The organism is Streptomyces sp. NPDC093065 (assembly GCF_044754585.1).
GTDB lineage: Bacteria > Actinomycetota > Actinomycetes > Streptomycetales > Streptomycetaceae > Streptomyces.
On sequence record NZ_JBIVPJ010000026.1, the window covers coordinates 57105 to 68145 of the forward strand.

The window sequence follows — 11041 nt, forward strand, 5'->3', positions numbered from 1 at the left end:
GCGGCACCGCGCGCACCCCGGCAGCCAAGCCGAACCCGCACCGGTGACCTCCCGTCCCGGGGGTTCGGGGCGGGGTCAGTCCGTGCGCAGGGCGTCTGCCGGAGGGGTGCGCAGGGCGTGGCGGGTGGGGAGTTCGGTCGTGAGGTACGACGTCAGGGCCACCGTCGCCGCCACCGCCGGGAGGAGCCAGGCGGGACCCGCCGGCCAGGGGTGGCCGAGGAAGCCCTGGCCGAGGAGGGCCAGCGGGACGGCGGACAGGAGGAGGCCGCAGGCCAGGGCCGCGGCGGCGACGACCGCGGCCTCGCGGCGCATCATCGCGCGGATCTGCCGCGGGGTCGTGCCGACCAGACGCAGCGCGGCGATCTCGGTGCGGCGCTGGGCGGTGGCGGCGACCAGCTTGTTGGCGATGCTCAGCAGCAGATAGCCGAGGAGCACCACGACCACCGCGAGGTTGATCCACACCTCGGGCGGCGTGTCCGCCCCGGTGACGTCTGGTGCGGTGCTCGCGACGGCCAGGCCGGGACGGTCGGCGGCCAGCGCGGCGAGCCCCCGCCCCGCCTCCTCGGTGCCGTCGGTGCGGACCAGGATCCGCTGGTCGAGGCCGGTCGTGGTGTGCCCGGCGGCCAGTTCGCGGGAGAGGACGACCGGGCCGAAGCCCAGCCCCCGGTCGTACACGGCGACGACCCGGGCGTCGACGCGCGCCCCGTCGCCGAGCACCAGGCGCACCCGCTTGCCGAGCCCGGCGTCGCGGGTGCGGGCGGCCTCGCCGCTCACGGCGACCGTCGCCCCGGTCAGCCGGTCCAGGCCGCCGTCCCTCACCCCGAGGTCGAGGACGTCCCCGGCGTCCGGCGCGAGGACCGTCGCGGGGGCCGACTCGACCGCGGGATCGCCGAGTTCCTCGTACTCCCACACCACCGTGGTCGTCCCGGCCGGTGCCGCGGCCCGTACGCCGGGCACGTCCCGTACGGCGGACAGGGTGCCGTCGGGCAGTCCGCCCAGCGCCGGTGCCGTCAGCTCGTACTGGGCGAGCGTGCCCGTGCGGGTGTCCTCGGCCGTGGCGGCCAGCACCGTGGTCTGGGTGAGCGTGTACGTCAGGACGAACACGACGCCCATGGCCAGCGGGCTGACCACCCCCGACAGGCGCAGGGCGTAGGCGCGTACGTTGGACAGCGCCAGCCACGTCGGCGCCGCCACCCCCGGCCGCAGCCGCCGTACGGCGGTCTCGCCCGCGCTCCTGACCAGCGCCGGGCCGGACAGCGCCAGGCCGATCGCGGCGAGGATGCCCGCGATGGAGGTGACCGAGGCCCCGAGGACCGTCCGGGACAGCAGCGGCACCACCGACAGCGCGCACGCGCCGAGGATCAGCAGCAGGCCGGCCAGGGTCCGCCCCCGCGACGGTGTGCGCGGCTCGCTGCGCGACTCGGCGACCGCCTCGGTGGCCGGCATCCGCGAGGTGCGCCAGGCCGCGCACCGGGCGGAGAGCCGCACCGCCGCCACCACCAGGAGCAGCGTGGCGAGCGCGGGCAGGGGGCCGACGGTGAGGGGGAGTTCGGGCGGGAGCACGTCGCGGTCGGCCAGCAGCTCCCGGAAGCGGCCGGCCAGCAGGTAGCCCACCGCCACGCCCGGTGCCAGGGCCGCCGCCGCGACGACCGTCGACTGCGCGGCGGCCAGGCGGCGGATCTGTTTCGGCGTGGCGCCGACGGCCCGCATCAGCGCCAGGTCGCGGCGCTGCCCGGCGATGGTCACGCCCAGCGCGCCCGCGACGACGAACCCGGTGATCAGCAGCACGATCCCGCCGAGCGAACCGGCGAGCAGGATCAGCAGCGAGCGCGCCGACCCCGCGCCGGGCGCCACCGCGTCGCCCCGGTCCGCGCCGGTGCTCACCTGGAGGCCCGTACCCGCCACCGCCTCGCGTACGGCGGCGGCGACCCGGCCCCCGGCACCGTCGTCGGCCCGCAGTCCGATCAGGTCCACCGTCCCGGCACGCGGGCCCCCGCTCCCCGCGTCGCGGTCGGCCAGCCCGGCGGCCGTCCCGTCCGCGAAGTAGACGCCCGCGCCCGGGGCGTCGACCAGCGCGGTGACCCGGTAGGCCGCCGGGGGGCGTCCGTTCGCCACCGCCTCGACGCGCTCGCCGACCGCCAGCCCCGTACCGGCGTCCACGGCGATCTCGCCCGCGCGGGACGGCGCCCGGCCCTCCACCCGCGGATCCGCGAGGAGTGTCGTCGAGGACCAGCCGTGCCCCGCCGTCTTCGGATCCTCCGCGACCGGGGTGATCCCGCCGCGGGCGTCGACCAGCGCGGCCGGGAAGCCGATGTCGCCGACGGCGGCGGCGACGCCGGGCAGGGCGGCCAGCCGGCCGACGAGCCGGGCCGGGACCGTGGCCCGCTCGGGCAGCGCGACCGGCAGGTCCCCGCCCGGGCGGAACTCCTGGCCGGCGGCGACCACGACGTCCGCACCGCCGAGCCGTCCGGGCGGCAGCTGCGAACGCAGCCCGGACTCGGTGAGTACGCCGGTGGCGGTGATCAGGGCCGCGCCGCCCAGGACCGCGCACGCCACGGCGAGCAGTGCGGTGATCCGGTGCGCGGCCATGCGCAGGGCCAGGTGCAGCATGTCTACCGCTCCCCCAACGCGACGAGCCGGTCGGCCAGTTGCGGGGCGTCCGGCCGTTCCAGCGCCTCGACCACCCGGCCGTCGGCCATCACCAGGGCCCGGTGGGCACGGGCCGCGGCGGCCGGGTCGTGGGTGACCATGACCACCGTCTGACCGAGGTCGTCGACGAGTGCGCGCAGCAGGTCGAGCACCTGGCGGGCGCTGCGCAGGTCCAGCGCTCCGGTCGGCTCGTCCGCGAAGACGACGGCGGGCCTCGCCGCCAGCGCCCGTACGACGGCGGCCCGTTGCTGCTGGCCGCCGGACAGCTCGGCCGGGCGGTGCGACAGCCGGTCGGCCAGCCCCACCCGCCCGGTCAGCATGCGCAGCCAGTCCAGGTCCGGGCGCCGGCCGGCCAGGCGCAGCGGCAGCGTGATGTTGTCCTCGACGCTGAGCGAGGGGATCAGGTTGTACGCCTGGAACACGAAACCGACGCGTTCGCGGCGCAGTTCGGTGCGGCGGGTCTCGTTCAGCCCGGAGATCTCCTGCCCGTCGATGCGGACACTGCCCGACGTGGGGGAGTCGAGACCGGCGGCGCAGTGCATCAGGGTGCTCTTGCCGGAGCCCGAGGGCCCCATCACCGCGAGGAACGTGCCGTGCTCCACGGTCAGCGACACGTCGTCGAGGGCCCGGACGCCGCCCGGGTAGGTCCGGGCGACGCGGTCCAGTGCGATGGCGGGCGCCCGGCGCGCGGTGACGGCGGCCGGGGCGGCGGTGCTCATCGCCGCCCCCGCAGGCCCCGTACGACGAGGGTGCCGGCGGCGAGCACGGTGACCACACCGCTGGCCAGGTGGAGCGGGGCGGCGGCACCGGTGAAGGAGAGGGCCATGTTGGCGACGGCGCTGAGCACGACCACGGTCCACAGCAGCGTGCGCAGGACGTCCCCGCGGGAGACGGCGTCCGGGCCGTCGCCGGGGGCGGTGGGGGTGGCCCGGGGTGTGCCGAGGCGGTAGGGATCCTGGCGGTCCCGGTAGTCCTGGTGGTCCTGGTGCGTCATGGCTGCGGCCTCCGTCGGCGTCGCTCTCGGTCGTCTCCGACGCTAGGGAGCCAGACCCCCGGCGGCCGATCCCGTGGGCCGCCCGGTCCGGGGTACAGCAGGCTGTACCTTCCGGCTCCGCACCCGCCGCAGGCCCGTCCGGCGGCATAGGGTCGGGCACGCCGAGCACGCCCGGGCGGGGCGCACGGCCCGGAGGGAGGCAGGCGGATGACGGTCCCGGTCAGGTCCGTGCGGGAGACCGCCGTACGGACCCTGAGCGCCGCGGGCGTCGCGACGGGGCAGCTCGTCGGGGGGCTCGGTACGGCGTTCCTGGGGCTGGGTGTGCTGCTGCTGTCGGCCGTGGCCGCCGTGACCGCGCCGGCCGGGGCGGGGCTGCTGCTCGCCCCCGCCGTCCTGCGCGCCCTGCACGCGCTGGCCCGCCGGGAACGTGAACGCCTCGCCCGCCGGGGCATCGACATCGTGCCGCCCGACCCGCCGCCCACCCGGCTGCGGTCCGCACTGGCCGACCCCACCACCCGGCGGGAGCTGAGCTGGCTGGTGCGGCACAGCACCCTGGGGTTCCTGCTGGGCCTGCTCGGTCTCCTGCTGCCGCTCTGCGCCGTCCGGGACATCAGTTTCCCGCTGTGGTGGTGGCTCGTGCCCGAGGAGGCGACGACCACGTCCGTGGGCATCGGCACCGCGCACACCTGGCTGGACGTGATCGCGGCGGTGCTGCTGGGCGTGGGCTGGACCGCGATCCTCCTGGGCCTGGGCCCGGCCATGGCACGGCGCCAGGCCGCCCCGGCCCGGCGGCTGCTCGCGGCCGGTCCGGACACGGACCTGTCGCTGCGGGTGGCGGAACTGACCGCCACCCGGGCCGCCGCACTGGACGCGCACGCCACGGAGCTGCGCCGGATCGAGCGCTCCCTGCACGACGGTGCCCAGAACCGGCTGGTGTCGGTCACGGTGCTGCTGGGTGCCGCGCGGCGGATGGCGGCGCGGGACCCGGCCGGTGCGGACGAGCTGCTGGAGCGGGCCCAGTCGGCGGCCGAGCAGGCGCTGGCGGAGCTGCGTTCGGTGGCGCGGGGCATCCTGCCGCCGGTCCTGGGCGACCGGGGGCTCGCGGGCGCGCTGTCGGGCCTCGCGGCGGACTGCGGAGTGCCGTGCCGGGTCGACGCGGACGTGTCGGAGCGGTGTGCGGCCTCGGTCGAGGCGACGGCGTACTTCGTGGTCGCCGAGGCGCTCACCAACATCGCCAAGCACAGCGGCGCCGCACGGGCCTCGGTCACGGTCCGGGCCGCGGGCGGCCGGCTGCGGCTGCTGGTCGAGGACGACGGCAGGGGCGGCGCCGACGAGGACGGCGGCTCCGGCCTGACCGGCATCCGCCGCCGCGTGGCGGCCCTGGACGGCACCCTCCGCCTGACCAGCCCGCCCGGCGGCCCGACCGTCCTGGAGGCGGAACTGCCCTGCGGGGGCTGACCTGCCGGCCGTTCGCACTGCCCGCGTGCTCACCAGCCCGTCGCCAGCAGATGGTTGAGGAGAAGGGCCAGTACCGCCTGCGCCGCCAGCCAGCCGCGCGGACACGTGAGGAAGGCGCAGGCGGGCAGGAGCCACAGCGCGAACGGCAGCCAGATGCGTTCGGTCTCCGCCTTGCTCATTCCGGACAGGTCGGCGACCAGCAGGGCGAGCAGCCCGGCGGCCACGAGGAACGCCAGACGCACCTCCCGCGCCCGCCCCTCCGGCGTCCCCGCGCCCTCGGCCCGCCCGCCGCCGGTGCGCCCCCGGACCAGCACACCCCCCGTCCGCCGCAGGCCCGCCGCCGTCGCCAGGCCCGTGATGAGCACCGTGCAGGCGAGGTTGGCCCACACCCAGTAGCCGTACGGGCGGACGCCGGCCGCGCCCTCGTAGTAGCGGGTCACCAGCAGCCGGTACGCCTCCCACCAGTCGAAGCCCACCGCCGTGAACGCCACCGGCACCACCGCCGCCCCCAGCAGCAGCGGCACGAACAGCACCGGCCGATCCCGCACCCCGCGCCGCCCGAGCAGCAGCACCGCCGCCGCGGGCACCGCGAACAGCGTCAGGCCGTACGAGAGGTAGCAGGCCAGCCCGAACAGCAGCCCCGAGCCCGCCGCCCACCACAGCGGGCGCCCGGTCACCGCGAGGGCCAGCAGCGCCAGCGCCCACGCGGTGACCGCCGCGAAGTAGCCGTCGGCGGACGTGCCCATCCACACCGCGGCCGGCGCCAGGACCAGGAAGGGCGCCGCCCGCCGGGCGAGCCGCTCGCCGGCCAGTACCCGCACCGTCACCAGCACGGCCGCGCCCGCCGTCGCGCCCACCGTGATGGTCCACGCCCCGGCCCAGCCCCCGCCGCCGAGCCCGACCCGGTCGAGCAGCACGTAGGTGAGGGTGGACGCCGGGGGGTGCCCGGCGACGTGGGCGGGCCAGTTGCCGGGGGAGTGGAGAAGGATGTGCCCGGTGAAGTCCCGCAGGGTCGCGGGGACGTCCTGCCAGCGGTCGACGACCGACAGGTACTCCTGGCTCGTGGCGAGCCGGCCGGCGACGCCCCGTTCCCACCCGTCGATCAGGGCCAGCGACCAGGTCCAGGCCATCGCCGTGCCCCAGGCGGCGGGGAGCAGTGCCCGCCACGGCAGCCGGGCGGCGACGGCGGGGCCGTAGGCCACGACCGCCGCCGCGACCACGACGGCCGCCGGGGTGCCGGGGCCCAGGTGCGGATCCCAGCGGCCCAGCAGGGGCGGCCAGCCGACGATCAGGTCGTCGTAGGTGAACACGTACCGGCCGACCAGGACGGCGGCCGTCACGAGCAGCACGGCGGCCGCGACGGCGTACAGGTCGCGGGGAACGGGGCGCGGGCGGGTCACGGTCACCCCGGCACCGTAGGCCGGGAGATCACGCGGGCGGCGGTGCGCACGGCGGACGTCAGCGTTTCGTCATGGGTCGCGGACCGTCCAAAGGGCACGCCCCGGCCTACGGTCGGGACATGCGCGACCTCGCCCCACGGCTTCCCTCCTCCCCGGGTTTCTGGCGCAGCCCGCTGCGCGGGCCCCGGTTCACGTCGGTGCTCGGCCTCGTCCTGCTCGTCGGCATCACCGTGCTGTTCGTGACCGGGCTGCTGTCGTACGCCGCCTACAACCCGGACCTGTCGCCGGTCAACGACAAGACCCCGGACAAGGGGCTCCTCGGCTTCTACCTCTTCGCGTGGCCGACCGGCCCGCCCTGGCTGTACCGCCTCACGCAGGGCGTCCACGTCACGCTCGGGCTGGTGCTGATCCCGGTGCTGCTGGCCAAGCTGTGGTCGGTGGTCCCGAGGCTGTTCACGCTGCCGCCGGCCCGCTCGCTCGCCCACGTGCTGGAGCGGATCTCGCTGCTCCTGCTGGTCGGGGGCGCGCTGTTCGAGTTCGTCACCGGCGTGCTCAACATCCAGCTGGACTACCTGTTCCCCGGCTCCTTCTACCCGCTGCACTTCTACGGCGCGTGGGTCTTCTTCGCCGCCTTCGTCGCGCACGCCGCGCTGAAGGTGCCCGCCGCGCTGCGCAACGTACGGCGCATGCGCGCGGGGGACGTCCGCGAGCCGGAGGACGGCCTGCGGTCGCCGCGGCCGGACGCGCCGACCGTGTCGCGGCGCGGGGCGCTGTGGACGGTCGGCGGGGGTTCGCTGCTCCTGTTCGCCACCAGCGCCGGGCGTTCCTTCGACGGCCCGGTGCGGGCCACGGCCCTGCTCGCGCCGCACGGCGGGGCCGAACCGGGCGACGGCCCGAACGGCTTCCAGGTCAACAAGACCGCCGCCTACGCCGGCATCGACGCGGCCGAGACGCGCGAGGACACGTGGCGGCTCGTCGTCGTGGGCCGCACCGGAACGGTCCGCCTGGCCCGCGCCGACCTGCTGCGGCTGCCGCAGCACGGCGCCGCCCTGCCCATCGCCTGCGTCGAGGGCTGGTCGACCTCCGACCAGTGGTGGCGCGGGGTGCGGCTGCGGGACCTCGCCGCGCTCGTCGGCTTCGACGGCGACCCGCCGGACGTCCTGGTCGAGTCCCTCCAGCGGCGCGGCGCCTTCCGGCGCGGGGCCCTGCGCGCCAACCAGGTGGCCGACCCGCGCTCCCTGCTCGCCCTGCACGTCAACGGCGAGACGCTGAGCGCGGACCACGGCCATCCGGCGCGGATCATCGTGCCCGCCGCGCCCGGCGTGCTGAACACCAAGTGGGTGGCCCGGATGACGTTCGGAGAACTGGGATGAACCGCGTGCGAGGGCTCCGGCAGTCGCCGCGGTCCGTGATCGGCAGCCCTTTCCAGATCCTGCTGCTCGCCTGCTCGTTCGCGCTGTCGGCGTACGCGGGGGTGCGGCTGCTCGCCGGTGACCGGCTGGGCGTGGTCCTGTGGTTCGTGGGGGCGGCGCTGCTGCACGACCTGGTGCTGCTGCCGCTGTACGCGGTGGCCGACCGGGCCGTCGTACGCGGGCTCGGCGCGGTGCGCCACCGCGAGTGGGTCCCGTACGTGCGCGTCCCGGCGGCCTTCTCCGGGCTGCTCCTGCTGGTGTGGTTCCCGCTGATCGGCGGGCGGGTGGACGCGCGTTACCGGTCGGTGGCCGCGCTGTCGCCGGACGGGTTCCTCGGCCGCTGGCTGCTGATCACGGCGGTGCTGTTCGGCGGCTCGGCGCTGCTGCTCGCCGGTCGGCTGCTGCGCAGCGCGACGAAGCGGCGCTCCCCCGACGTCCACTGACCGTCTCTCAGCCAGCCGGCGGCGTCCGCGCGGCGCAGCAGGGCACGGGTGCCGATCCGCGCCCAGGGGAAGGGCGTGCCGGCCCCGTGGCCGTCGGTGACGTCGACGACCTGCACGTGGGCGCGTTCGTCCACCTCGACCGGGGCCGTCTCGGCGATCAGCAGGCCGCCGGGTGCGAGCAGGGCGGCGACGCGGGTGAGCAGGGCCCGGGGGTCGCCGCCGATGCCGATGTTGCCGTCCATGAGGAGGACGGTCTCCCAGCGTCCCTCGCCGGGCAGCGGCTCGAAGACGGAGCGGCGCAGCGACTGGCCCCCGAGTCCCACGGTGCGGGTCACGGCGGCCTCGCTGACGTCGATGCCGAGGACGGTCCGGCCCCGGGAGGCGAGTTCCGCCACCAGCCGTCCCGGTCCGCAGCCCACGTCGAGCACGGCGCCCTCGCACCGGTCGAGCACCTCCCGGTCCACCGCGTCGGCCCGTGCGCACCAGCGCTCCACGTCCAGCGGCAGGAGCCATCCGTCGGTGCGGCGCAGGAACAGCGGCCCGCGCCCCGAGCGCAGGGCGGCGGCGTAGGGGTCGGAGACCTCCCAGGCGAGTGCGGCGGTGGACGGCCGGCCGGGGGCGAGGCGCGCGGCGCCCTTCACCGGCCCGCCCGCCGGTCCGCGGCCGGTGCGCAGACCGCCAGCCGGGCGGCGAACCGGCCCCGCGGGGCCAGGGCGGCCACGGCACGGGCGTCGGCGGCGGTGTCGACGTCGCACAGGGCGGGCAGGTCCCGTACCCGCAGCCCCGCCGCCAGGAGCCGCTCGCGCTGCACGGCCCCCGTCACCGGCGTCGACATGGGCACGCCCCGCAGCAGGGCGGGTTCGGGCCGGGCCAGGCCCAGGGCCCAGAAGCCGCCGTCTTCGGCCGGGCCGAAGTACGCCTCGCAGTCGCGGAAGTCCACGTCGAGCAGGTCCGGCGTCACCTGCGGGGTGTCCATGCCGATCAGCAGGGCCGGGCCCGCGCACCCGTCGAACGCGTCCGCGAGCCGCTCGTCGAGGCCGCCGGCGCACTGCGGTACGACGTCGAAGCCGGGCGGCAGCCACGGGCCGGGGGCGCCGTCGAGCACGAGGACCCGGCGCCCGGCGGGCGCCGCGGCGACGGCGGTCAGGGTGTCGGCGAGGGCCGCCTCGGCCAGCGCGGCCGCCTCGGCGGGCGTGAAGGGCGGGGTCAGCCGGGTCTTGACCCGGCCGGGGCGCGGCTCCTTGGCGATGACGAGGAGGGTGGTCGTGGCGGTCACCTGACGCCGCTCCCCTCACCGGCGCCCGCGCGGACGGCGGGCGGCTCGGCCAGGACGCGGCGCATGTCGCGCACCGCGTGCCAGGTGCCGCGCCAGGTCCCCGTCACCTTCGAGGCGCCGGTACGGGGGAGGTACGGGACGTCGTGCTCGGTGACCCGCCAGCCCGCGTCGGCGGCCCGCACCACCATCTGCAGCGGGTAGCCGCTGCGCCGGTCGGTGAGGCCGAGGGCGAGCAGCCGTTCGCGGCGGGCGGCGCGCAGCGGGCCCAGGTCGTGCAGGCGCAGACCGGTGCGGCGGCGCAGCATCCGGGCGAGGGCGAGGTTGCCCGCGCGGGCGTGCACGGGCCACGCGCCCCTGGCCTGCGGTCGTCGGCGGCCGAGCACCAGGTCGGAGGTGCCGGCGCGGATCTCGCGCACGAAGGGCGTCAGCAGGCCCGGGTCGAGGGAGGCGTCGCAGTCGCAGAAGCAGACGACGTCGGCGGTGGCGGCGGTCAGCCCGGCGTGGCAGGCGGCGCCGAAACCGCGGCGCGGCTCGGTCACGACCGTGGCGCCGAGCGAGCGGGCGAGGTCCGCCGAGCCGTCGGTGGAACCGTTGTCGACGACGAGCGCACGCCAGCCGGCCGGGACGCGGGCCAGGACCCAGGGGAGGGCCCCGGCCTCGTTCAGGCAGGGGAGTACGACGTCGACGTCCGGAGCGGGCGAGGTGGTCACGGCCTTCACCCTACGAACCGGAACCGGACGAATCGGGCTTCCACTCCTTACGAAACACGGACGTCGCGGGCCGGGCCACACCGGGGAAGGACACCGGCGAGAGGCCGGTGCGAGGGTGGTCCCATGCACCAGCAGCCCTACGCCCCCGCCCCGCCGCCCCCACCCGCACCCCCGAACGGACCCCTGTCCCCACTCCCCGCCGCACCCCGCGCCGACACCCCGGGGGCCGCCACGGCCCCGCACCATGCCGACTCTTCGGCCGGGACCTCGGGTGGGCCAGGAACCCCGGTTGCCGGCGAGCCTGGGGTCGGGCCACCGGTTGGCTCTCGGGGTGGGGGTGCGGGTGGGTCTGCGGGGCCGTTCCCCGGAGGGGCCGGGGTCGGGCTGTCGGTTCGTTCCCTGGGTGGTGGTGCGGGTGGGTCGGTGGGGTCGTTTCCCGGCGGTTCTTCGGCCGGGGCTTCGGGTGGGTTCCGGGCCCCGGTCCCCGGAGGGCTTTCGGCAGCGGCTTCGGGTGGGTTCCGGACCCCGGTCCCCGCAGGGCCGGCGGTCGGGCGGCCGGTTGGCTTTCGGGGTGGGGGTGCGGGTGGGTCTGCGGGGTCGTTTCCCGGAGGGGCCGGGGTCGGGCTGTCGGTTCGTTCCCTGGGTGGTGGTGCGGGTGGGTCGGTGGGGTCGTTTCCCGGCGGTTCTTCGGCCGGGGCT

The 11041-nt window shown here is 77.0% G+C and carries 9 protein-coding genes; 2 read left to right on the plus strand and 7 right to left on the minus strand.

The window, feature by feature from the left end; all coding sequences use genetic code 11:
- Nucleotides 1-75: 75 nt before the first annotated feature.
- Genes ACIQFU_RS33035 through ACIQFU_RS33045 form a run of 3 tightly spaced genes read right to left on the minus strand, consistent with a single transcriptional unit; the run spans nucleotide 76 to nucleotide 3643 of the window.
- Nucleotides 76-2610 (minus strand): FtsX-like permease family protein, encoded by a 2535-nt coding sequence (locus ACIQFU_RS33035; protein WP_402556533.1) that lies wholly within the window; start codon nucleotides 2608-2610, stop codon nucleotides 76-78.
- A gap of 2 nt (nucleotides 2611-2612) precedes the next feature.
- Nucleotides 2613-3368: an ABC transporter ATP-binding protein gene (locus ACIQFU_RS33040; RefSeq protein WP_402556535.1), complete on the minus strand. Its 756-nt coding sequence runs from the start codon at nucleotides 3366-3368 to the stop codon at nucleotides 2613-2615.
- Entirely contained in the window at nucleotides 3365-3643 is a 279-nt protein-coding gene (locus ACIQFU_RS33045; RefSeq protein WP_402556536.1) for a hypothetical protein, read from the minus strand. The genes ACIQFU_RS33040 and ACIQFU_RS33045 overlap by 4 nt, the downstream gene beginning before the upstream one ends.
- Nucleotides 3644-3850: 207 nt before the next feature.
- On the opposite strand from ACIQFU_RS33045, the gene ACIQFU_RS33050 reads away from it, so the two are divergent.
- The gene (locus ACIQFU_RS33050) at nucleotides 3851-5101 is read left to right on the plus strand and encodes a sensor domain-containing protein (protein WP_402556538.1); all 1251 of its coding nucleotides are present in this window, start codon (nucleotides 3851-3853) and stop codon (nucleotides 5099-5101) included.
- A 29-nt stretch (nucleotides 5102-5130) separates the two neighbouring features.
- On the opposite strand, the gene ACIQFU_RS33055 is transcribed toward ACIQFU_RS33050, so the two are convergent.
- The gene (locus ACIQFU_RS33055; RefSeq protein WP_402556539.1) at nucleotides 5131-6507 is read right to left on the minus strand and encodes a hypothetical protein; all 1377 of its coding nucleotides are present in this window, start codon (nucleotides 6505-6507) and stop codon (nucleotides 5131-5133) included.
- A 113-nt stretch (nucleotides 6508-6620) separates the two neighbouring features.
- On the opposite strand from ACIQFU_RS33055, the gene ACIQFU_RS33060 reads away from it, so the two are divergent.
- Nucleotides 6621-7874, plus strand: coding sequence for a molybdopterin-dependent oxidoreductase (locus ACIQFU_RS33060; RefSeq protein ID WP_402556541.1), 1254 nt, complete (start codon nucleotides 6621-6623; stop codon nucleotides 7872-7874).
- A 334-nt stretch (nucleotides 7875-8208) separates the two neighbouring features.
- Here ACIQFU_RS33060 and ACIQFU_RS33065 read toward each other — a convergent pair whose 3' ends face one another.
- The 3 genes from ACIQFU_RS33065 to ACIQFU_RS33075 are packed head-to-tail and all read right to left on the minus strand — an operon-like array spanning nucleotide 8209 to nucleotide 10351.
- Nucleotides 8209-8997, minus strand: a complete 789-nt coding sequence (locus tag ACIQFU_RS33065) for a class I SAM-dependent methyltransferase (RefSeq protein WP_402556542.1) — start codon at nucleotides 8995-8997, stop codon at nucleotides 8209-8211.
- A complete protein-coding gene (locus tag ACIQFU_RS33070; protein ID WP_402556544.1) occupies nucleotides 8994-9632 on the minus strand; it encodes a DUF2064 domain-containing protein in 639 nt (212 codons plus the stop codon). Before ACIQFU_RS33070 ends, ACIQFU_RS33065 begins: the two co-directional genes overlap by 4 nt.
- On the minus strand, nucleotides 9629-10351 hold the full coding sequence (locus tag ACIQFU_RS33075) for a glycosyltransferase family 2 protein (protein ID WP_402556546.1): 723 nt from the start codon (nucleotides 10349-10351) through the stop codon (nucleotides 9629-9631). The genes ACIQFU_RS33070 and ACIQFU_RS33075 overlap by 4 nt, the downstream gene beginning before the upstream one ends.
- Nucleotides 10352-11041: the final 690 nt, after the last annotated feature.